This is a genomic window from Kitasatospora xanthocidica, assembly GCF_014656195.1.
Lineage (GTDB): Bacteria > Actinomycetota > Actinomycetes > Streptomycetales > Streptomycetaceae > Kitasatospora > Kitasatospora xanthocidica.
The window spans coordinates 87,907-108,657 of the sequence record NZ_BNBY01000020.1 but is presented as its reverse complement, the minus strand read 5'-3'; the positions used below and the strand labels follow the sequence as shown (position 1 = coordinate 108,657).

19 protein-coding genes are annotated in these 20,751 nt (G+C 74.5%); 7 read left to right on the top strand and 12 right to left on the bottom strand.

Going from position 1 to position 20,751, the window contains the following annotated elements; genetic code table 11:
• Positions 1-45: 45 nt before the first annotated feature.
• Together IE332_RS28705 and galE are read left to right on the top strand one after the other, a co-directional pair.
• Positions 46-693 carry a hypothetical protein gene (locus IE332_RS28705; protein WP_189921911.1) on the top strand — a complete coding sequence of 216 codons (648 nt, stop codon included), beginning with the start codon at positions 46-48 and terminating at the stop codon, positions 691-693.
• A 130-nt stretch (positions 694-823) separates the two neighbouring features.
• Complete coding sequence (gene galE, locus IE332_RS28700; RefSeq protein ID WP_189921909.1) at positions 824-1,837, top strand: UDP-glucose 4-epimerase GalE; 1,014 nt, start codon at positions 824-826, stop codon at positions 1,835-1,837.
• Between the two features lie 84 nt (positions 1,838-1,921).
• Here the strand turns inward: galE and IE332_RS28695 are convergent, their stop codons facing one another.
• On the bottom strand, positions 1,922-2,620 hold the full coding sequence (locus IE332_RS28695; protein ID WP_229928991.1) for a transglycosylase SLT domain-containing protein: 699 nt from the start codon (positions 2,618-2,620) through the stop codon (positions 1,922-1,924).
• A 72-nt stretch (positions 2,621-2,692) separates the two neighbouring features.
• Complete coding sequence (locus IE332_RS28690; protein WP_189921907.1) at positions 2,693-2,899, bottom strand: antitoxin; 207 nt, start codon at positions 2,897-2,899, stop codon at positions 2,693-2,695.
• Between the two features lie 258 nt (positions 2,900-3,157).
• Here IE332_RS28690 and IE332_RS28685 point away from each other — a divergent pair, with 258 nt between their 5' ends.
• Positions 3,158-3,772 carry a DUF6542 domain-containing protein gene (locus tag IE332_RS28685; RefSeq protein ID WP_189921905.1) on the top strand — a complete coding sequence of 205 codons (615 nt, stop codon included), beginning with the start codon at positions 3,158-3,160 and terminating at the stop codon, positions 3,770-3,772.
• Positions 3,765-5,471, top strand: coding sequence for an LCP family protein (locus IE332_RS28680; protein ID WP_189921903.1), 1,707 nt, complete (start codon positions 3,765-3,767; stop codon positions 5,469-5,471). Before IE332_RS28685 ends, IE332_RS28680 begins: the two co-directional genes overlap by 8 nt.
• Before the next feature lie 56 nt (positions 5,472-5,527).
• Here the strand turns inward: IE332_RS28680 and IE332_RS28675 are convergent, their stop codons facing one another.
• Complete coding sequence (locus tag IE332_RS28675; RefSeq protein WP_189921901.1) at positions 5,528-6,337, bottom strand: nucleotidyltransferase domain-containing protein; 810 nt, start codon at positions 6,335-6,337, stop codon at positions 5,528-5,530.
• Positions 6,338-6,483: 146 nt separating this feature from the next.
• On the opposite strand from IE332_RS28675, the gene IE332_RS28670 reads away from it, so the two are divergent.
• Entirely contained in the window at positions 6,484-6,921 is a 438-nt protein-coding gene (locus IE332_RS28670; RefSeq protein ID WP_189921899.1) for a DUF4259 domain-containing protein, read from the top strand.
• A gap of 202 nt (positions 6,922-7,123) precedes the next feature.
• On the opposite strand, the gene IE332_RS28665 is transcribed toward IE332_RS28670, so the two are convergent.
• Complete coding sequence (locus IE332_RS28665; protein ID WP_189921897.1) at positions 7,124-8,716, bottom strand: DUF6777 domain-containing protein; 1,593 nt, start codon at positions 8,714-8,716, stop codon at positions 7,124-7,126.
• A gap of 358 nt (positions 8,717-9,074) precedes the next feature.
• On the opposite strand from IE332_RS28665, the gene IE332_RS28660 reads away from it, so the two are divergent.
• Positions 9,075-10,424, top strand: coding sequence for a streptophobe family protein (locus tag IE332_RS28660; RefSeq protein WP_189921895.1), 1,350 nt, complete (start codon positions 9,075-9,077; stop codon positions 10,422-10,424).
• Positions 10,425-10,457: 33 nt separating this feature from the next.
• On the opposite strand, the gene IE332_RS28655 is transcribed toward IE332_RS28660, so the two are convergent.
• The 4 genes from IE332_RS28655 to IE332_RS28640 all read right to left on the bottom strand — a co-directional run bounded on the left by IE332_RS28655 (position 10,458) and on the right by IE332_RS28640 (position 15,285).
• Positions 10,458-10,955, bottom strand: coding sequence for a hypothetical protein (locus IE332_RS28655; protein WP_189921893.1), 498 nt, complete (start codon positions 10,953-10,955; stop codon positions 10,458-10,460).
• Positions 10,956-11,080: 125 nt separating this feature from the next.
• Complete coding sequence (locus IE332_RS28650) at positions 11,081-12,118, bottom strand: serine/threonine-protein kinase (protein WP_229928990.1); 1,038 nt, start codon at positions 12,116-12,118, stop codon at positions 11,081-11,083.
• Positions 12,115-12,768: a hypothetical protein gene (locus IE332_RS28645; protein WP_189921891.1), complete on the bottom strand. Its 654-nt coding sequence runs from the start codon at positions 12,766-12,768 to the stop codon at positions 12,115-12,117. Before IE332_RS28645 ends, IE332_RS28650 begins: the two co-directional genes overlap by 4 nt.
• Before the next feature lie 156 nt (positions 12,769-12,924).
• Positions 12,925-15,285, bottom strand: coding sequence for an ABC transporter ATP-binding protein/permease (locus IE332_RS28640; protein ID WP_189921889.1), 2,361 nt, complete (start codon positions 15,283-15,285; stop codon positions 12,925-12,927).
• A 274-nt stretch (positions 15,286-15,559) separates the two neighbouring features.
• On the opposite strand from IE332_RS28640, the gene IE332_RS28635 reads away from it, so the two are divergent.
• Positions 15,560-16,909, top strand: a complete 1,350-nt coding sequence (locus tag IE332_RS28635) for an acyltransferase (RefSeq protein ID WP_189921881.1) — start codon at positions 15,560-15,562, stop codon at positions 16,907-16,909.
• Between the two features lie 67 nt (positions 16,910-16,976).
• On the opposite strand, the gene IE332_RS28630 is transcribed toward IE332_RS28635, so the two are convergent.
• The 4 genes from IE332_RS28630 to IE332_RS28615 are packed head-to-tail and all read right to left on the bottom strand — an operon-like array spanning position 16,977 to position 20,731.
• A complete protein-coding gene (locus IE332_RS28630) occupies positions 16,977-17,765 on the bottom strand; it encodes a DUF3050 domain-containing protein (RefSeq protein WP_189921879.1) in 789 nt (262 codons plus the stop codon).
• A gap of 16 nt (positions 17,766-17,781) precedes the next feature.
• Positions 17,782-18,750 carry an alpha-ketoacid dehydrogenase subunit beta gene (locus IE332_RS28625; protein ID WP_189921877.1) on the bottom strand — a complete coding sequence of 323 codons (969 nt, stop codon included), beginning with the start codon at positions 18,748-18,750 and terminating at the stop codon, positions 17,782-17,784.
• Entirely contained in the window at positions 18,747-19,820 is a 1,074-nt protein-coding gene (locus IE332_RS28620) for a thiamine pyrophosphate-dependent dehydrogenase E1 component subunit alpha (protein WP_229928989.1), read from the bottom strand. The genes IE332_RS28625 and IE332_RS28620 overlap by 4 nt, the downstream gene beginning before the upstream one ends.
• Positions 19,817-20,731, bottom strand: a complete 915-nt coding sequence (locus IE332_RS28615; RefSeq protein ID WP_189921875.1) for a phytanoyl-CoA dioxygenase family protein — start codon at positions 20,729-20,731, stop codon at positions 19,817-19,819. Before IE332_RS28615 ends, IE332_RS28620 begins: the two co-directional genes overlap by 4 nt.
• Positions 20,732-20,751: the final 20 nt, after the last annotated feature.

Here is a 20,751-nt window from a genome sequence, read left to right as displayed (position 1 = left end):
CGCTTCCCGCACCCGCCCCCCACACCGCCACGAGGAATGCCCGTCATGCGAACCCGCCAGCTCCTCGCCGCCTGCGCCCTCGCGGTGGCGGCCGTCCTGCCCGCCGCCGCACCGGCCGGCGCCCACGGCGACAGCGTCCACCTGGATGTCACCGGTCAGCAGAACGGCCACGTCAGCACCTTCGCCACCTGGGAGAACGACCACGACCCGGTGACCGAGGACTTCGCCGGCACGCTCTCCGCCACCGCCGCGGACGGCCGGGCGGTGGGCCCCTGGCGGCTGGTCGGCGTCCCGGGCCGCCCGGGGACGTACACCACCAGGGAGATCCTGCCCGCCGGGCACTGGCAGGTGACCGTGGACTGCGCCTTCCCCTCGCTCGGCCACGCCCAGCGCGAGCTCGACGTGGCGGACGCCGTCATCAACGACCCGGTGCCCGCGGGCACGGCGGCCGCCTCGCCGTCGGCCGGGGTGCCGTCAGCCGGGTCGCCGTCGGCCGGGGTGACCGCCGGGCCAGCCCCGGTGCCCACCGTCGGGCCGGTGCCCGAGCCCGCTCCCGCCGGGTCCGCCTCCGCCACCGCGACCGCCGCGGAGACCACCTCCGACTCCACCACCTGGGCCGCGGTCGGCACCGCCGCCGCGGCCGTGGTCCTGGTCGGCACCGGACTCTGGCTCCGCCGGCGCCGCCGGGCCTGAGCCGCCGGTCCGGGGGCCGTCCCGACCGGTGGGGCGGCCGCGCCGGGGAACCGCCCGGGCACGAACGGACGTCCTTCCCGGTCACCGGGCGCCACCGGGCACCCGGCCGATCGCAAGGGAGCAACCGCGGATGAAGAAGGTCCTGATCACCGGCGGCGCGGGGTTCATCGGCAGCACGGTGGCGTCCGCCCTGCTCGACCGGGGGATCACCCCGGTGGTGCTGGACGACCTCTCCAAGGGCCGGGCCGAATTCGTCGAGGACCGGATCTTCTACCGGGGGGACGTCGCCGACGCCGCCCTGCTCGACCGGATCTTCGCCGAGCACCCGGACATCGAGGCCGCCGTGCACTGCGCCGCGAAGATCGTCGTCCCGGAGTCGGTGGCCAAGCCGCTGTACTACTACCGGGAGAACGTCGCCAAGACCATCGACCTGCTGGACTCCCTCCAGCGCCTCGGCTGCACCCGCGTGGTCTTCAGCAGCTCCGCCTCGATCTACGCCCCCACCCCCGACGCCCGGGTGGACGAGAGCAGCCCGGTCGACGCCAACAGCCCGTACGCGCGCACCAAGCAGATGATGGAGCAGGTGCTCCAGGACTGGACCCGGGGCGAGGGGGCCGAGCACCAGCGGGTCATCACCCTGCGCTACTTCAACCCGATCGGCGCCGACCCGCGGCTGCGCACCGGTCTGCAGGACCTCAACCCCAGCCACGCCCTCGGCAAGCTGATCGAGGCGCACTCCACCGGCGCCCCGTTCACCGTGACCGGTGTCGAATGGGCGACCCGGGACGGCTCCGGCATCCGTGACTACGTGCACGTCCAGGACCTCGCCGAGGCGCACGTCGCGGCGCTGCTCCGCTTCGACGAGGTGGTCGCCCCGGACGCGGCGGACCGCTACCGGGTGATCAACGTCGGGACGGGGGACGGCACGACCGTCCGCGAGCTGGTCACCGCCTTCGAACAGGCCGTCGGCGCCGAGCTCGACGTGCGGGAGGCGGGCCCGCGCCCCGGCGACGTGATCGGCTGCTACGCCGCCGTCGACACCGCCCGGGAGCTGCTCGGCTGGCAGCCGCGGCGCGGCATCGCCGAGGGGGTCGCCGACGCGCTCGCCTGGCGCGCCAAGTGGGCCGCCCGGCTCGGGGTCTGACCGGCAGGCACCTCAGCGCCCGGCCGTCCGGCCGCCCGGCCGTCCCGGCCCGACGGTCGGGCCCGGACGGCCGGGCGGGCGGCGTCACTTCACGGCTTCGCCGGACTTCGTCCAGTTGTCGCGCAGGCGGTCCAGGTAGGACTGCGCCTGCGAGCCGATCTTGACGCCCCGGGCGAAGGCCAGCATGTTGCCCGCGCCCGCGTTGTAGCCCAGGGCCACGAGTTCGTCACGGCTCAGCGGCACGCCCACCTTGGCCGGGAGCTGTGCGGCGAGGTCGTGCAGGTGCCAGGCGGCGGCCTGGACGGCCAGGTCGCGGTCGTCCGGGAGCTCCTCCCACTGGCGGGAGGAGAAGGGACGGCCGGGCTTGGTGTCGTCGAACGCGGCCCGGTGCATGTTGGCGATGCCGAACGAGGCGTCCGGCTTGCTGCGTTGCCAGGCCTTCTCGAGCTCGGGGTCGTGCGGCTTGTACGACTCGTTGTAGAGGATCGCCATCAGCAGCTGCGGGTTGACGCCGGCCTCGGCGGCGAACCGGCGGACCGGCGCGGCGTAGTCGGCCGGGTCGTAGCCGCCGGAGGGCTTCGAGGGCGCGGCGGAGGCACCGGCCGAGGCACCGGCCGAGGGGGCTGCGCCGGAGGAGGGCGCCGACGCGGCAGCGGACGGCGCGGGGTCGGCGGAGCTCGCGCCGTCGTGGCCGTTGCCGCGGACGAGGCCGAGTCCGGCCACGACCACGACGCCGATCACCACCCAGCGGCCCCAGCCGGATGCCTTCTGTTCCTCGCTCACCGCTGCCGGTCCCTCCCCGTTCGCCCGTGCGCTCGTTCGACCGCCGTACGGTCGGTCGTGTCCGGCGGCAGGTTACTCGGCGGGCTTCCGGTCGCCGTCGAGGTTGCGCAGGAAGTCCTTCGCCTTCTCGACGCCGGTGTCGATCTGCCCGCTGTACTTGCCGTCCGTACGGTCGTCGATCGCGTCGCCGACCTTGTCCAGGCCCTGCCCGATCACGTCGCCGTGCTCGCGGGCGAGGTCGGTGGCCTTGTCCGCGAGGTTCTTCAGACTCTCAAACATGGTGACGCTCTGCTCCTCTGATGCGTTCCTGATGGTGTGCCGACGTGGCGGGGATCATGACCATCCTAACGACGGCCCGGTGGACGGTTCGTCTGCCGCCGGTCGACGGCGGGTGACTTCGTCCACAGTGGTTTGTATGCTCCAACCCGTCTTCTACAGAAATGTAGAGGTCGGGACCGCCGCCGGGACCGAGGGCGTCCCGGCATCCGCGGCGGTGCGAAAGCGCCGTCGCGGCCGCGACGATCGAGGGAAGTGCGCATGGCCGGCCAGCGGGCGAGAACGCCGTACCAGGACGCGGGAACCCGCACCGAGGACCGCGCCCTCCCCGCCCAGCGGTCCCGCGTGGACGCGGGCGCGGGGGCCCCGGCCGAAGCCGTGGACACCGGTGCGGAGCGGTCGGCCCGGGCGCAGCGGGCCGGTGTGGCGCGCAGGCGGCAGCAGGCCCGCCGGCGGGGCGGAGCGGTCGCGGTCCTCTCGGCGGTCGGGCTGCCCGTCCTGGGCGGCGTCGCCGACGAGTTCGGCGGGCCCGGCGTCGGCGTCCTCTTCGCGGTGGGCGCGGTGCTCGGGACGGGCGCCGCGGCGGCGGTGTGCAGCCGGCCCGGCCGGTGGTGGGTGGTGACGGCGGCTCCGGTCGTGGTGCTGCTCGCGGCGTCGGGCGTGGAGTACGCGGCGCACGCCGACAAGTACCGGGGCCGGAACCTCGACACCGGCGCGCTGCGCTGGGTGGTCGGGGCGTTCCCGGTGATGGCGGCGGCGGCGGGCGTGGCGCTGCTGGTGGTCGTCGCCCGGGTGGTGGCCGACCGCCGACGAACCGGCGGCGCGGGTGACCCGACCGGCGCGGGTGACCCGACCGGAAGGAGCCGTCGTGCCTGAGCGCAACCGGAGCCGCGGCGGCAGCGGTGGCGGCCGCACGACGGGCCGCTCGACGGGCCGCACGGGAGACGCGCCCGGGCGTGACCCGCGCGGACGTGACCCGCGCCGCGGCCCCGCGCCGCTGACCCTGGCCGGGCGGACCCTGGCCTGCACCGTGTCCGTCGCCGTGCTCGGCGCCAGCGGCTTCACCTGGTACGAGTACCGCAGCCTGGACGACGGCATGATCAAGTCCACCGCCCTGAGCGAGGCCAAGAAGAACGCCCCGCCGCACCTCGACAAGTCCGTCAACCTGCTGCTGATCGGCCTCGACAGCCGCAAGGACATGGACGGCAACGACCTGCCCAAGCAGTTCGTGGAGGACGAACTGCACGCCGGCTCCAGCGAGATCGGCGGCTACAACACCAACGCCCTGATCGTGCTGCACATCCCGGCCAACGGGGGCAAGGTCACCGCGCTGTCCGTCCCGCGCGACGACTACGTGCAGACCGTCGGCGCCGACGGCAAGATGCACAAGATCAAGGAGGCGTACGGCATCGCCAAGGAGGCCTCCGAGCAGAAGCTGGCCGGCAAGGGGCTTTCCAAGGCGGAGCTGGAGCGGCAGAGCCGGGAGGCCGGCCGCTCGGCCACCATCCAGACCGTGCAGAGCTTCCTGGACGTCCCGATCGACCACTTCGCGGAGGTCAACCTGATCGGCTTCTACGACATCGCCAAGGCGGTCGAGCCGATCCAGGTCTGCCTCAACCACCCCGTGGACGACCCGATCGTCGCCCGGACCGCCACCCACGAGGGCGGCGGCACCGGCCTCAAGCTCCCGGCCGGGATCAGCTCCCTCAACGCGGCCCAGGCGCTGTCCTTCGTCCGCCAGCGCCACCACCTCACCAACGGCGACCTCGACCGCACCCACCGGCAGCAGGCGTTCATCTCCTCCGTCGAGTACAAGCTCAAGCAGCAGGGCATCCTGAACGACTTCGGGCAGATGCAGAAGCTGTTCGGGGTGGTGAAGAAGGACGTCGTCATCGACAACGAGTGGAACATCCTCGACTTCGCCCAGCAGGCGCCCAACCTGACGGGCGGCAACGTCGAGTTCAACACCCTGCCGATCTCGGGCTTCAAGACGGTCGGCGGGCAGGAGGTCAACACCGTCAACCCGGAGCTGATCAAGAAGATCGTCCGGCAGCTGTTCAACCACGAGCCGGCGCCGGCCGCCCCGGCCGCGGCCCCGGGCGACACCGCGGGCGACGGGCCGGCGTCCCCCTCGGCTGCCGCCGCAGCGTCCGGGGCCGCCGGCGCGTCCGGCACGTCCGCCTCGCCGAGCGGGCCCGCGAAGGCGGTGGTCGACGTGAACGCGGCCGCCGGCGCCGGCGCGGCCTCCAACGAGTCCAAGGCGCTGGCCGAACTCGGCTACCAGGCGGGCAGGATCGGCGACGCCCCGGCCAGGACCAGGACCACCACCGTGGCCTACGGCAGCGGCGCGAAGGCCGACGCCCAGCAGCTCGCCGGCCGCTACGGCGTCACCGCCGTGTCCTCCGGCGCCGTCGCACCGGGCCACATCCTGGTCACCCTGGCGGCCGGACGCACCCCGACGCCCACCGCCGCGCCCCCCGGTACCGCCGGATCCGGCGACCCCGCCGACCCCGCGGCGGGGCTGCCGATGCAGGGACCCGCGGTGAAGGCGGGCGGGATCCCCTGCGTGGACTGAGGGTTGGCGCCCCTGGGCGTCGGTGGTGGGTGTGGGCCGAGCGGCCTTCCCTCCGGTCAGGGGCGCGGCGCCTTCACGCCGTGGACGGCGGCGTACTCCGCGGCGAGCCAGGGGCCCAGGTCGTCCACGAGCAGGGCGAGGACGGCCCGGTCCACGGCGGCGGTACGGGCGGTGGCGGCGGCGAGGCGCATCTGGGCGGCGCGCTCGGGGTAGTGCGCGGCGAAGGCCTCGGCGGAGGCGGTGAGGTCGCTGGTCCAGCCGCCCCAGTGGGGCATCACCAGGGTGAAGCCGGTGCGGACGGTCCGGCGGGTGACGGCCCGGGTGAGCGCGCGGAGTTCGGCGTCGGTGGTGGCGGTGGCCAGCCGTTCGCGCCAGCCGGGGAGCGCCAGGGCCAGGTCGCCGTTGGTCTCCCGGGCGGGCAGGGAGGTGGGGCGGTAGCGGGGGAGCCGGGCGGCGAGGTCCTCGCCCAGGAGCGGGGTGCAGAGACAGGCCACGAACCAGCCCAGGTCGTGGCGTTCGAGCTCACTGAGCAGGGTGCCGGTACCGGCCAGCAGCACGCCGACCCCGTCGACCTGGGCGAACTCGCCGTCGAGCGCGGCCTCGACGGCGTCGGCGTCCGCCCGGTCCGCCGCCGTCGGCTCCCGGTGCAGGGCGAGCAGCAGGTCGAGGTCGGAGACGCCGGGGACGGCGGTGCCGCGCGGAACGCTGCCGTAGAGGTAGGCGCTGTGCAGCCGCTCGGGGCCGAAGGCGGCGGCGATCCGCGCCCGGGCGGCCTCGACCACCGGCGCGAAGGCGGCCTGCACCAGGGCCGGTGAGCCCTCCCGTGCGATGCAGCCGTCGGCGTCCAGCCCCTGAGCGGTGTCCATGGGGGGCACTATGCCCGGGTCCACACGTTCCTGACCAGCGAATATCCGGTGCCGGAGCCGAGTTGTCAGTGGTGCGTGCAAGTATCCCTCGCACACGAACACGAAGGGCCGGCAGGAGGACCGGCGCCGGGCACGAGGGGATCGGCATGGGCACCTGGGACATCGGACACTTCGACAACGACACGGCGGCGGACTTCGCCGACGGCCTGGACGAGGCGGCGCCGGGCGAGCGCGCTGCGCTCCTCCTGGCGGCGCTGCGGAGCGCCGCCGGGGCGGGGGAGTACCTGGAGTACGACGAGGGCGTCGAGGCGGTGGCCGCCGCCGCGCTGGTGGCGGCGCAGTGCCCGGGCGGCGCGCCGGTCGACAGCGCCTACGGCCCCCGGGAGGCGATACCGGTGCCGGCCGCCGAGCTGCGGGCGCTCGCGGTGGAGGCGCTCGACCGCGTGGCGGCGGAGGAGTCGGAGCTGGCCGAGTTGTGGGACGAGGCGGCGGACGGCGAGGCCTGGCGGCGGGCCCTGCGGGCGCTGCGCGACGTCCTGGAGCCGGTGCCGCCGACGACGGACGTGCCGCTGTTCGAGCTCTGAGCGTTTGTCACCCGCGGTCGGCGGTCGCCCGTACCTGGAGTACGTGCTCACGGCGTTGCGCCAATGGGGTGACTGCTGATTCCTCGAGGAGGAGAGACCCGGGCCCGTCCGGGTGCTGCTGCCCTGAGACGGCGGCCTCGGACGTGCCGATGCCACCGGCCGGGGGTCGGACGGTGGCATCGGGCGGGGGAGGTACGCCGGATCAGCTCGGCGTGGGGGTCCCGGTGGTCGGGCAGGGCGGCAGGCTCGACGGCGCGGTGGTCGCACAGGTCGCGACCGGCGTTTTCGGGGTGGTGGTCGTCGCTGGGGCCGACACGGTGATGGTCGGCTTGCTGCTGGCCGTGGTGGTGCCGGCGCTCGTCGTCGTGCCCGTGGCGGTCGTGGTCGTGGTGGTCGAGCCCGAGGTGGTGGACCCGGAGGTGGTCGAGCCTGAGGTGGTGGACCCGGAGGTGGTCGAGCCTGAGGTGGTGGACCCGGAGGTGGTCGAGCCTGAGGTCGTCGAGCCTGAGGTCGTGGATCCGGAGGTGGTGGACCCCGAGGTCGTCGACCCTGAGGTGGTCGAACCGGAGGTGGTCGAACCGGAGGTGGTCGAACCGGAGGTGGTGGACCCCGAGGTCGTCGAGCCCGAGGTCGTGGACCCGGAGGTGGTCGAGCCCGAAGTGGTCGACCCCGACGTGGTCGAGCCCGAGGTGGTGGCCCCCGTGGTCGTCGGCTTCCCCGAGGTGGTGGAGCCCGAGGTGGTCGTCTTCCCCGACGGGGTGGACGGCTTCCACTGCTCGGCCGGCGGGATGCCCGGCACGAGCCCCTTCGGCGGCTCGACGTGCTTGTCCACGATCTCGATCCGCCCGGTCAGCCGGGAGAACCAGCCGCCGGTCTCGAAGTTCACCAGGATGATCTCGGTCACCGGCTTCGGGGCCGGCACCACCACGACCAGCGTGTTCGGATGGAAGCCCGTCCAGGTCTTCCCGGTGTACTTGGCGTTGCTCACCAGCTTCGGCGGCTGCAGCGGGTTGCCGCAGGCGCAGCGCACCCGGGGAACGCCCTGGGCGTCCACCAGGACGGCGGTGCCCGCCTGCAGTGCGGACTGGTACTCGACCACGGCGCCGCTCTTGTAGCTGTGGTTGGTCACCCGGGCGTCCACCCGCAGGTAGGACGGCGTCAGCGAGCGCAGGTAGCCGGGGATGTCGGCCTGGTTGATGCCGGCCCCGGAGGCCCAGGCGCGCCCGGTCTCCCCGGTCGAGACCATGCCGATCAGGCGCTCGGTGTCGCAGCTGGACTTGCCCATCGTTCCGCCGTACAGCCCGGCGGAGCTGCCCTCGACGCTGTGCAGGGCGGTCGGCGAGCTGCTCTTGGACGTCGCGCCGCCGGTCTGCGGGGGCGCCGAGGTGGCGGGAGCGGGGGCGCTCACCCCCTGGGTTTCCACCGACGGGGTGAATGGCGCCGGCCCCTGGTCGGACGGCCCCTGCGCCGCCACCTCGTTGGCGGTCGGGATGGCCTCGTTGTGGCTGCTCTGGTTGTTGACGATCAGCACGGTGGCCACCACGGCGACCACGAGGGTGCCCGCGGCCAGCGCCAGTCCCTTCCCGGAGCGCCACCACGGCGTGGGCCGTCTGCCGCCGGAACCCCCGGAGCCACCGGAGGATCCGGGTGGGCCCGAGGGCGGTGGGGGTACGGTCGGCGGTCCGGCCGTGCCGCCGCCGGAGGGGCGGCCGGCCAGCGGGCCGGACGGGGGACCGGAGGGAGGGCCGTACGGCGGCTCGCTCGGCGGGCCGGCGGGAGGCGGTTGGGAGGTCATCGAGGCTCCGTTTCGCAGGCGGCCGGCGATCACGGCCGGCACAGGAAGCTCCTGCCACTGGTTTCCTTTCTCCCCCGGTGTTCCGCTCGCCGCAACAGCAGGTCGCCCGGACGTCGCCGAGCGTGCGCACCTCCCGTCGGCCACTCTGGAAGCCGGTCGGCCCGACGAGCCGGACCGGCTCCGCCGGGCGGTACCGCGCGCAAACCCGCCGCTGCCCAGCGGCACCCGAGTGGCACCGAGCGGCGCCTGAGTGGCACCGAGCAACGGCACCGAGCCGCGCCCAACGGCCCGACACACACAGGCCGAGCGCACGCTCAAGGCCACCGACTTCTTCCCGATCGAGCGACCAGGAGGCGGCATGCAGCAGCCCACCACCGGGCCCGCGGGCCCGCCCGGCGCCGTCCGCGGCTGGCTGGACGCGCTCGCCGTCGTGCTGGCCGGGCTGTTCGCCATGGCGGCGGTGGCCGCGCTCGGCCTCTGGCTGGCCGGCGCCGACGACCTCCCGGACGGCGGCTTCCCCTCCGTGGTCGCCGCGACGCTGGCGCTCGCCGTCGGCGGATCCGTCCGGCTCGACGGCGGCGCGGGCAGCTTCGCCGCCGTGGACGCCGGGATCAGCGCGATGCCGCTGACCGTCTCGCTGGCCGGCGCGGTCGCGATGGCCGAGGTGTTCCTGCGTCAGCTGCGCTTCCGTGCGGTGGCCGGCGGCGGCGAACTGCTCGGCCGGATCGTCCGGACGGTCGTGGTCTGGGTGGTCGCGCTCGTCCTGCTCACCCTCGGCGCCCGCCACACCTTCACGGTTCCGCTCGGCGGTGACCTGGTGCAGTCGATCGGCGGCGCGCTCGGCCTCACCCCGGAGGTGGGCTTCCACGCGGACGGCCCGAGCACGGTCGGCATCGGGCTGGCCTGGCTGCTGCTGGTGTTGGCGGCCACCTTCGCCGTCTCCCGGCGGGCACCGCTGCCGCGCGCCCTGGTGCGCTACCAACTCGCCGTCCGTCCGGTCGCGTTCGCGCTCTGGGCGGTGCTGCTGGCCTGTCTGGCGATCGGCGCGGTGGCCGGGGTGCTGACCGCGATCGTGCACGGCCACGCCCGGCAGACCCTGGCCGTGCTGCTGCTCGCCCTGCCCGACCTGGCCTGGCTGGGCTTCGGGGTCGGGCTGGGCGCCGAGTGGCAGGGCCGGCTGGTCGGCGCGCTCGGCCTGCCGGTGCCCAAGCCGCTCGCCGAGGTGCTGCGGGTGCCGGACGGGCGGTCGGCGACGGTCGACCTCGGCACCCTGGCCGACCAGGACGCCCGCGCCTGGTGGCTGTTGCCGCTGGCGGCCGTGCTGCTGCTGGCCGCCGCCTTCCTCGCGGCCCGCCGCTCGCCGCGCACCGTCCGGCTCTGGCAGCACGCCGTGCGGTTCGCGCTCGCGACCGCCGTCACCGTCCTGCTGGTGGGCCTGTGGACCAGGATGGACGCCGACTACGGCCTGTCGGTGCTCGGCGTCGGCCTCGGGCAGGGCGGCCTCGGCGACCTGCTCGGCGCCGCCCTCGGCGGCTCCAACCCGCTGGCCGCTCTCGGCGGGGGCAGTCTGACGCTGCGCCCCTCGCTGTGGACGGCCGTTCCGCTCGCGGCGGGCTGGGGCCTGCTCACCGGTGCGCTCGGCGCGCTGCTCGCCACCCGGGTGCGGCACCGGGGCGAGCTGACGGAGGACGAGCCCCCGCCGCAGTGAGGACCCCCGGCCGCAGCGACGGCCCGGGCGGGCTCAGAGCAGCCGGTGCCCCCGCACCCACGCGGTCTTCCTGCCGTCGTCCCGGACGAGCCTGAGCTTCTTGATCCCGTTGTGCACGCCCGCGGTGGCCAGCAGCGACGGGCCGACGATCACGCCCACGGCGGCCAGGGCGAAGAGCAGGCCGAAGACGTTCGTCGAGTGGTCGTCCCCCTCCTCGACGGTCTGGCCGCCCAGGTGGATCAGCACCGGGACGGTGGCCAGCAGGGAGAGCACCAGCAGCCAGCCCAGCGCCCGCTGGACCAGCTGCTTGGTCCGCGCCTTGCCGGCGCTCTCCACCCGGACCGAGAACGCCCGCAGGCAGCGCGGGCAGAGCAGGCTGATCTCCCGGTCCCCGCCGGTCGGACGGGGCGCGCCGCCTTCCGGCAGCTGGGAGACGCTCCAGTTGACCCTGGTCGCGCCGGCCTTGTGCTCGACGCTCACCCGGCAGCCGAGGCCCACGACGTACCGGTCGGTGATCGGAATCCTGACCACTGCTGTCACCCCCAGCCGCCGCGCCCGTCGCGGGGTAGGCGGAGTGTAGCGGCACCGGTGGGCACCGAGACAGATGACGGACCGTCACAGACCGTCGACTGGCAGCTTCCTGCAACGGGCCGGGCTCACCACTGCGGCGGGTGGACGACCGGGGCGGCCCAGGCGGGCGGCTCGGGCACCTCGATCCGGGCGGCGGAGGCCAGGGAGACCGCCGGCACGACCTCGGTGGGCGGGCCGTCCGCGCCCCACCGGGCCGGAGCGTCCGCGCCCCGCCGGGCCGGGTCCGACGCCGTCGCCGCGCGCAGCTCGGCGACGAACTGCAGGCAGCTCGCGTACCGCTCGCCGGGGGTCTTGGCGAGCGCCCGGGCGACCACCGCGGCCAGGGCGGGCGGCAGGTCGGGCCGGTGTTCGGTCAGCGCGGGCGGGGGGTCGTTGAGGTGCGCCCAGAGCAGTGCGAGGTCACTCTCCCGGCGGAACGGCGGCGCCCCCGCGAGCATCTCGAAGACCACGCAGCCGAGGCTGTACTGGTCGCAGCGCCCGTCCAGCGGCCGGCCGGAGATCTGTTCGGGTGCCGCGTAGTCGAGCGTCCCGACGATCTGGCCGACGCTGGTCAGCCCGCTGAGCGAGAGGGACTTCTTGGTGAGCCCGAAGTCCGCCAGGTACAGGTGCTCGGGGTGCTCGCTGTCCGTGCCGGCGGCGACCAGCACGTTGCCCGGCTTGACGTCCCGGTGCACCAGGTCGTGGTCGTGCGCGGCGTCCAGCGCGGAGGCGATCTGCAGGGCCAGACGGGTGGCCCGGTCGGCCGGGAAGGGGCCGCCCCGGTTGATCAGGCCCCGCAGGTCGCCGCCCTCGACGTAGCGCATCGCGATGAACAGGATGCCCTCGTGCTCGCCCGCCTCGAACACCGGGATGATGTGCGGGTGGTCGATCGCCGCGGCGGCCTCGGACTCGTGCATGAAGCGCTGCCGGAAGACCTCGTTGCGGGCCAGCTCGGGGGCCAGCAGCTTGACCGCGACGGTCCGGCCGAGCCGCAGGTCCTTGGCCCGGTAGACCACGGCCATGCCGCCGCGCCCGATCTCGTTCTCCAGCCGGTAGCCCGCGACCTTCCGTCCGACCAGGCCCGCGGGCAGGCTGGGCAGCGACGGTTCCTCGGCGTAGGTCACGGCTCACCGGCCTGGGTCGGGGCGTACGGGCCGCGCGCGGGCGAGGACGCGGCCCCGGGCACGGCCCCGGGCACGGCCCCGGGCACGGCCGTCGGCGCCGCAGAGGGCGCCGCAGCGGGCGCGGGCGCCGACGCCGGTGTCGAGGCGGGCCTGGGCGAGGACGGCGGCGGCCGGTCGGTGGCCGCGTACGTCTGCAGCTGCAGTCCGTCGCAGTAGCACCAGCGGTCGTGCACCGGGTCGAACACCCAGAGCGCCTCGCCGTCCACCACCAGGCCCACCCGCAGGCCGCGCGCGTTCTCCCGGAAGGACTCCAGGTCGAGGGTGCCCGCGGCGAGGTCCTCCAGCAGGGCGCGGTAGCGGGCCAGGGCCGTCTCCGCGTCGGCGAGCGCCGGGCGCGGGTCGGCGGTCCGGGCGGGCGGGCCCCCGGCGGTGGGCGGCGGCTGCGGGAGGGCGATCAGCAGGCGGCCGTCCACCCAGGTGATCCAGCCGTTGGAGCAGAGGACCTGCGCCCAGTCGCCCTGGTGGCCGAGCAGCTGCACCGGGAGCAGGGCGTCGAGCCGGGCGGCGGTCCGGGCGGGGTCCGGGGCCGTCCAGGAGGCCATTCCGCCCGGCGGGGCGACGTGGGTGGGGCGGAACGCGAAGTCGTCCATGGGCGGCTACATTTCCTCCGCCGCGCGACCCCCGTCACGCGCGGCACGAATCGCACCACAGGGTTGTACCCACTCTACCGGCGGTGGCCCGACCCGACCCGGCGTCGAGGCCGGAGCGCGGTCGGGCCGTCGCGACCGGTGCCCGGCCGGGCCGGGCTACTTGCGCATGATCGCGGGCTCGTGCCGCCGCAGCAGGGCCAGCACCACCAGCCCGTACCCGGCCGACAGCAGCGGCAGCAGCGCCATGCACAGCTCCCACCCGGACCGCTGGTGGCGGAACATCGGGTCCTGGGTGATGGCGTTCGGGAACAGGGTGTGCAGCTCCACCGTGCGGGCCATCGCCGACATGCCCCAGCGGGACGGGATCAGCCAGGCGAACTGCTCCAGCCCGGGCACGCCGTAGAGCTTGAGCATCAGGCCGCTGAAGACGATCTGGACGACGGAGAGGAGCACCAGCAGCGGCATGGTGGCCTCCTCCTTGTCCACGAGCGCGGAGACCACGAGGCCGAGCATCATCGCCGAGAACGCGAGCAGCGCGACCGCGATGATCAGCTCCGGGAGCTGCGGCATCACGACACCGGTCGGCACCGCCGCGGAGAGGTCCACCCCGGCCAGGCCGACCACGGTGAGCACCGCGGCCTGACCCACCGTGACGACACCCAGGATCACCACCTTGGAGACCAGGTAGGCCGATCTGGAGAGCCCGACCACCCGCTCCCGCTGGTAGATCGCGCGTTCCTTGACCAGCTCCCGCACCGAGTTGGCGGAGCCGGTCAGCAGCCCGCCGATGCAGAGCGTGAGCAGGCAGTTGACGGCGTTGACCGGGGTGAGGCGGGAGCCGGCCATCGCCCGGCACATCAGGCCGATGACGAAGGGCAGCACCACCATGATGGTGAGGAACAGCCGGTCGGCGGCCAGGACGGCGGCGTAGCGGCGCACCAGGGTGCCCAGCTGGGAGAACCAGCCCTGCGGCTTGTCCCGGCCGATCGCCGCCGCCCGCGGCGGAGGCTGCCGGGGCTCCCGCACGGGGACGGGCAGCGCGGGCGCGGCCTCGGCCGCCACGTACCGCCGGTACTGCGGGGAGGCGCGGAAGCGGGTCTGCCAGGCGGCGTGGTCCTCGTTCTCGAAGGCCTCGAAGGCCTCCGGCCACTCCTCGTAGCCGAAGTAGCCGAGCGCCTCGCCCGGCGGGCCGTAGTAGGCCGTCCGCCCGCCCGGGGCCAGGACGAGGAGCCGGTCGCAGACGTTGAGGCTGAGCACGCTGTGGGTCACCACGACGACCGTGCGGCCGTCGTCGGCCAGCCCGCGCAGCATGTGCATCACCGAGCGCTCCATGCCCGGGTCCAGGCCGGAGGTCGGTTCGTCGAGGAAGAGCAGCGAGGGCTTGGTGAGCAGCTCCAGGGCGACGCTGACCCGCTTGCGCTGGCCGCCGGAGAGGCTGGAGATCACCTGTTCGGCCCGGCTGTCCAGGCCCAGTTCGTGGATCACCTCCATGACCCGGGCCTCCCGCTCGTGCGGGTCGGTGTCGCCGGGGAAGCGCAGTTCGGCCGCGTAGGCCAGCGCGCGGCGGACGGTGAGCTGGGTGTGCAGGATGTCGTCCTGTGGCACCAGGCCGATCCGGCGGCGCAGTTCGGCGTAGTCGCGGTAGAGGTCGCGCCCGTCGTACAGCACCGTGCCCTCGTCGGCGGGGCGCAGCCCGGTGAGCGCGTTGAGCAGGGTGGACTTGCCCGCGCCGCTCGGGCCGGCGACCGCGAGCAGTGACTTCTCGGCGAGCGGGAAGCCGACGCCGTCCAGCAGCACCCGCCGGTCGGGGCCGACCCGGACGACCAGGTCCTGGACGTCCAGGGAGATCTCGCCGGTGTCGGTGTACTCGACCAGGTGGCCGTCGGAGAGGCAGAGCGCGGAGTGGCCGATGCCGACGATGTCGGCCGGGCCGACCGGCGCGCGGTGGACCGGCCAGCCGTTGAGGAAGGTGCCGTTGTGGCTGTCCAGGTCGACGATCTCGTGGCCGCCGCCGGGCAGTTCCCGCAGCTCGGCGTGGTGCCGGGAGACCACCAGGTCGTCCAGGACCAGGTCGTTGTCGTTCGAGCGGCCGATCCGCACGGTGTGGCCGGGCAGTTGGAGCACGGCGCTCGGGCTGCGGAAGGTGCCGGAGTTCTGCGGGGCGACCAGGGACGGCCGCTCGTTCGGCGCGGGCACGGGCAGGCCGGCGAAGGTCGCGGACGGGCCGTCGGCCGGATCGCCGAAGCGCAGCCGGGTGCCCGGGCCGACGTCCTCGCGGCTGACCCGGTGGCCCTCGTCGAAGGTGCCGTTGGTGCTGCCGACGTCCTCCAGCAGCCAGTGGCCGTCGGTGGCGCGCAGGATCGCGTGGTGCCAGGAGACCCGGGGATCGTCCAGGACGATCTCGCTGGTCGGGTCGCGGCCGAGGTGGTAGGCCCGGTCCGGATCGATCAGCTGGGAGTCCGTGTCGGTCACCAGGACGAGGGGTGGCGCGGTGAGTGCGCCAGGACGCTCTCCCATGCTCGGAATTCTATCGCCGGGCGGCGCGAAGGGCCTTTCCGGCGGCGCGAAGGGCCGTTCCGGACGGCGTGATTGGACCGCGTGATCGGACCGCGTGATCGGACCGCGGACGGCGTGACCGGATCGCGTGATTGGACTGGACCACTGCCCGGGCGCGGCACTATCGTTCGGCGTGCCCGCGCACGGGTGCCGCCGGTCGGGTGCCCCGCCGGGGTGCTCCGCCGGCTCGCTGCCGGGAGTCCCGGGAGTCATCGAGAGCTTCGGAACGGAACCCATGAGCATCTGGCCCCAGTTGCGCCGATCCCGGACCGTCCGCGCCGGGCACGCCACCGGCCGGGTGCTGCGCTGCGGCCTGATGGACACCATGCTCGCCGACCTCGCCGTCTCGGTCGTGCTCTGCTTCGACCGGTCCCTGGACGAGGACCGCCTCGCCGCCGGTCTGGCCCGCGCCCTGGAACGGGTGCCGGTCTTCGCCGGGAGGCTGCGCACCGTCGACGGCGTGCTGGATGCGGTCTGCGACGACTCCGGCGTGCCGCTGGACGTCTACACCGTGGACGGCACGCTCGCCGAGGCGATGGGCCGGGTGGCGGCGGCCGGCGCCGAACTGGTCGACCGGGTGGACGCCCCGGGCGCCCGGACCGGAGCCGGACCGCTGTTCACCGTCCGGGTCACCCGCACCGCCGACGGCGGCACGGTGCTCGGCTGCTCCTGGCACCACGCGATCGGAGATCTGCACAGCTTCATGCTGCTGCTGCGGACCTGGTCGGCGGCGGTCGAGGGGGAGCCGCTGCCGGAGGCCGAACTCGTCGGCGACCAGGACAAGTTGCTGGAGAGGGTGCTCCCCGCCGAGGACTGCGGACGACCCGGCTTCCGGGTGCCCTCGGCGGCGGAGGCCGAGCTGCTGGCCCGCGAGGTGGCGGCCGGGCCGCGCGCCAACCGGACCGTCCAGATCGCCTTCACCGAGGCCGAAGTGGCCCGGATGCGCGAGGAGTTCGGCGCGGCGGCCGGACGCAGGCTCTCCTCCGGGGACGTGCTCTGCGCCCATCTGGTCAGCACCATCAGGGAGTTGGATGGTGATGATGTCGAGCGGATGCTGACCGTACCGGTCAACGCGCGCCGGTGGCTCGGACTGCCGGACACCCTGATCGGCAACCTGCTGAGCGAGGTGCACCTGCCGCACCGGCCCCAGGACGGCCCGGCGGTGCTCGCCGGGGCGCTGCGCCGGGCGGTCGAGGCGTTCCCGGCCGAGCACCTCAACCTCCGCGCCAACCTGGGCTTCCTGGCCGCGCTCGGCCGCTCGCGGCTGCGCGAGTGCGTCCCGCTGGGCTTCGACCCGCGGGCACGCCGGTTCAGCTTCTCCAACTGGAGCCGCTTCGGCGCCTACCGGGTGAGCTTCCAGGGGCACCGCCCGGTGTTCTTCAGCCCGGCCGCCAACTATCCGCTGCCGTGGGTGTGCTGGACGGTCGAAGGGTTCCGCGGCGAGGGGTACCTGAGCACGGTGGTGCTGCCGGCCCGGCTCGCCGCCCGGGTCCGCGGGGCGGAGGGCCGGGCGGCGCTGCACCGGTACCGGAGGGCGGCCGACGAGCTGCCCGGGTCGGCGGCCGTGCTCCCGAAGGTGGTCTGACCGCTGCCGGAACGGCTGTGGCGTCCTGCCGGAACGGCTGCGGCGGCTACCGGAACCGCAGCGGCTGCTATCGGAACGACTCCTCGATCGTCGTCCACAGCCGGGAGCGGGCCCGCAGGGCGGTGCGGACGGTCTCGGCGCAGGAGTCCCACTTGGCCTGGTCGTCGCCGCACAGGTCGATCAGCATCTGCATCGCCATCGGGGTGTGCTGCTCGCCGTCGACCTCGATGTGCCGGGCCAGGTAGTCCTTGAAGACGGTGAGCACGCCGTCCGGGTCGTCGATCGCGATCACCTGGGTGAACATGTCCGGGATCAGGTCCTCGCGGCCGAAGGCGAAGGCGGCGGCCCGGCAGTGCACCGGGGCGTTCTCGATGATCGACCAGGTGGTGCCGGTGAAGTCGGCGGCGGCCTGCGGGGCCTCGGCCGCCTTCAGCGCCTCCGGCACGGCGGTACCGGTGCCCAGCAGGCCCAGGAACTCCCGCACCGGGCGGACGTCGGCGCCGGCCTGGCGCATGCCCTCCAGGTACAGCTCGAAGTGGCTGGTGTAGCCCTCGCCGAGCTCGTCGCTCTCCTCGACCAGCACGATCTCGTTGATCAGCCGGCGGCTGGCCGTCGGGCCGGTCGGGACCCACGGGACCTCGACGCAGGTGAGGTCGCGCTGCAGGCTCTTCAGCAGCGACATGAAGTCCCAGACGGCGAAGACGTGGCTGTTCAGGAAGGTGCGGACGCGCTCGATGCTGGTGAGCCCGTGGTACACGGAATGGCCGACGACCTCGCGGCGCAGCGGGTCGATCGCCTGCTGCAGGCCGGTCAGTCCGGGGTGCGAACGGTCCCAGTGGTAGCGGTTGGTGGACATGCGGGCTCCTTGTCGGTCAGGGGTGCTTCATGACGGCGTGCAGCGCGTGCCGCAGCTGCTCGCGGCTCGGCTGGACGGCCCGGTCGAGGGCCGGGGCGAAGGGCAGGACGGCGCCGTCGGGCCGGGTGATCCGGCGCGGCGGGGCGATCAGGCGCAGCTCCTCGGCGGCGGTGGCGAGCACCTCCGCGCCGAAGCCGCAGCTGCGGTTGGAGTCGTCGATCACGACCAGGCGTCCGGTGCGCTCCAGCGAGGCGGCCAGCGCGTCCCAGTCGAAGGGGTGGACGGTGCGCGGGTCGAACACCTCGACCGAGATGTCCGGCGCGACCTCCTCGGCCACCGCGAGCGCGTCGTGCACGAGGTGCCCCAGGGCGACCACGGTGACGTCGGTGCCCGGGCGGTGGATCCGGGCGCGGCCGAGCGGTACGGGGGCGAGCTCCCAGGTGACGGTCTCGCGCACCGGCAGGGCTGCGGCGGGCGCGAACACCACGACCGGGTCCGGGTCCCGGATCGCCGAGCGCAGCAGCCCGTAGGCGTCGGTCGGGGTGGCGGGCACCACGGTCTTCATCCCGGCGTGCGCGAACAGGCTGTACGGGTGGTCGGAGTGCTGCCCGGCCCAGCCGTCCCGGGAGCCCGAGCCGGGTACCAGGCAGGTCAGCGGCACGCTCGCCTGGCCGCCGGTCATCAGCGAGAACTTGTGCGCCTGGTTGGCGAGTTGCTCGAAGACCAGGAACAGCAGCGAGGGGATCTGGAACTCCAGCACCGGACGCCGGCCGGCCAGTGCGGCGCCGACCGCCATCGCGGTGAAGGCCTGCTCGGACAGCGGGGTGTCGACGACCCGTCCGGGGCCGAAGCGGTCCAGCAGGCCGAGCGTGGGCCCGGCCAGGCCGGCGCCGATGTCCTCGCCGAAGACGCAGACCGCCGGGTCGGCGGCGAGTTCGTCGGCCAGCGCCCGGTTGAGCGCCTTGGTGTAGGAGAGCCTGGTCACGGTGTCACTCCCGCCCGCGGCCGTAGCCCGTCGGCGTACAGGTGGTCCAACGCGCCCGCCGGGTCCGGGTGTTCGGAGGCGAGCGCGAACTCCTCGGCGGCGGCGAGCTGTTCGGCCACCGAGCGGTCCTGCCCGGCGGTCACCGCCGGGTCGAGCAGGGCGGCGGCGCGGGGGAGCGGATCGCGCTCGCGCCAGGCCTCGACCTCCTCCGGGGTGCGGTAGCGCAGCTTCATCCGGCGTTCCATGGTGTGGTGGCCCTCGTAGCGGTAGGTGCGGCACACCAGGAAGCCGGGGCCGCCCCCGCCGCGCGCCCGTTCGACGGCGCGCAGGGCGGCGGCCCGGACGGCCTCGGTGTCCATGCCGTCCACCTCCTCGGCGGGGATGCCGAAGGCGGCCGCCCGTCCGGTCGCGCTGCCCGCGACGGCGGTGGCGGCGGGCAGGGTGGTGGCGTAGCCGTTGTCCTCGCAGACGAACAGCACCGGGAGGCGCCACATCGCGGCGAGGTTCAGGGACTCCAGCAGGACGCCCTGGTTGAGCGCGCCGTCGCCGAAGAAGGCCACCGCCACCGGGGTGCGCGCGGGTGGCTCCTGGCCGGCCGCGGCCCGCTGGGCCGCCCAGGCGGCGCCGACCGCGATCGGGGCGCCCGCGCCGACGATGCCGTTGGCGCCGAGGATGCCCAGCGACAGGTCGGCGGCGTGCATGGAGCCGCCCCGGCCGCCGTTCGACCCGCCGACCCGGCCGAGGAGTTCGGCCAGCAGCCGGTGCGGCGCGGTGCCCCGGGCGAGCACGTGGCCGTGGCCGCGGTGGGTGCTGGTGAGCCGGTCGGCCGGGAGCAGCGCCGAGCAGACGCCCACCGCCACGGCCTCCTGCCCGATGTACGGGTGGATGCCGCCGGGGATCGCGCCGGACTTCACCAGGCCGAGCGCCAGCTCCTCGAAGCCGCGGATCAGCCGCAGCATCCGGTAGCGCTCGGCCGGCGTGTCCAGCGGGGCCGGCGTGCCGGGGGCGGCAGGCGTGCGGGACTCGGCGGGCGTCCCCGGCCCGGCGGCCGCCTTCGGGGGAGCCGTCACGGCCGTCCCCGCCAGGTGGTCGGGCAGAACTCCGGGTCGGCGTAGTCCGGCCGGCCGTCGGCGGTGCGGCGCACCAGCACGTCGTGGTTGTAGACCACCGGGCTGCCGTCCGCCCGGTCGTGCCGGCGGTACTCGTTGGCGCCGTCCTGCAGGTGCAGCGAGACGGCCCGGCGCGGGTGGGAGGCCAGGTTGGGGCCGCTGCCGTGGTAGGTGCGGCAGTGGTGGAAGGACATGTGGCCGCGCGGGATCGCCATCGGGACCTTGGTGACCACCTGGCCGTTGTGGGCGGCGTTGGCGTCCAGGATGCCGTCCAGTTCGGAGCGGTCGCGGTCGGCGAAGTGCCGGGTGGAGTCCTCTCCGGAGGGCAGCTCCTGCCAGCGGTGGCTGCCGTCGACCATGGTGATGGTGCCGTTCTCCTCGCGGCAGTCGTGGAACGGGATGAAGGCGGTGAGCATCTGCTGCGAGGTGCTGGTCTGCCAGTAGTGCTTGTCGAAGTGCCACGGCACCCGGTTGCTGGGCTCCTCGGGCACCGGCGGCTTGTAGATCAGGGTGGCCTGGAAGATCCGGATCTCCTCGGTGCCCGCGAGCAGCGCGGCCACCGCGCCGACCAGCGGCTTGCGCAGGACCGCGCCGATCGCGTCGCTCTCGTAGTGCACGTAGTCGTTGTGCCGCTGGACCGGCCCGTCCGAGGGCTTCCAGGCGGCCAACCGGTCCGGGCGGACGGGCAGTTCGCGGTCGCGGTGGCCCGCGTAGTAGAGCTCGGTGGCGGCCTGGAGGCTGTCCAGCTCCTCGTCGTCGAACAGCCGGCGGGACAGGTACCAGCCGTGCTCGCGGTAGTGCGCCACCTCCTCGGGGGTGGGCAGCAGGTCGTGCTCGGCCTCGGTGAGCCGGAACTCCGTGGTCGCGGTCATGGTGCGGGCCTCCTTCGGAT

Excerpts from the sequence above, each read along its gene's own strand:
- IE332_RS28690 (WP_189921907.1), bottom strand. The coding sequence starts at position 2,899 with ATGTTTGAGAGTCTGAAGAACCTCGCGGACAAGGCCACCGACCTCGCC.
- IE332_RS28640 (WP_189921889.1), bottom strand. The coding sequence starts at position 15,285 with ATGGGAGAGCGTCCTGGCGCACTCACCGCGCCACCCCTCGTCCTGGTG.
- IE332_RS28635 (WP_189921881.1), top strand. The coding sequence starts at position 15,560 with ATGAGCATCTGGCCCCAGTTGCGCCGATCCCGGACCGTCCGCGCCGGG.
- IE332_RS28665 (WP_189921897.1), bottom strand. The coding sequence starts at position 8,716 with ATGACCTCCCAACCGCCTCCCGCCGGCCCGCCGAGCGAGCCGCCGTAC.
- IE332_RS28645 (WP_189921891.1), bottom strand. The coding sequence starts at position 12,768 with ATGGACGACTTCGCGTTCCGCCCCACCCACGTCGCCCCGCCGGGCGGA.
- IE332_RS28685 (WP_189921905.1), top strand. The coding sequence starts at position 3,158 with ATGGCCGGCCAGCGGGCGAGAACGCCGTACCAGGACGCGGGAACCCGC.
- IE332_RS28705 (WP_189921911.1), top strand. The coding sequence starts at position 46 with ATGCGAACCCGCCAGCTCCTCGCCGCCTGCGCCCTCGCGGTGGCGGCC.
- IE332_RS28615 (WP_189921875.1), bottom strand. The coding sequence starts at position 20,731 with ATGACCGCGACCACGGAGTTCCGGCTCACCGAGGCCGAGCACGACCTG.
- IE332_RS28675 (WP_189921901.1), bottom strand. The coding sequence starts at position 6,337 with ATGGACACCGCTCAGGGGCTGGACGCCGACGGCTGCATCGCACGGGAG.
- IE332_RS28670 (WP_189921899.1), top strand. The coding sequence starts at position 6,484 with ATGGGCACCTGGGACATCGGACACTTCGACAACGACACGGCGGCGGAC.
- IE332_RS28630 (WP_189921879.1), bottom strand. The coding sequence starts at position 17,765 with ATGTCCACCAACCGCTACCACTGGGACCGTTCGCACCCCGGACTGACC.
- IE332_RS28660 (WP_189921895.1), top strand. The coding sequence starts at position 9,075 with ATGCAGCAGCCCACCACCGGGCCCGCGGGCCCGCCCGGCGCCGTCCGC.
- galE (WP_189921909.1), top strand. The coding sequence starts at position 824 with ATGAAGAAGGTCCTGATCACCGGCGGCGCGGGGTTCATCGGCAGCACG.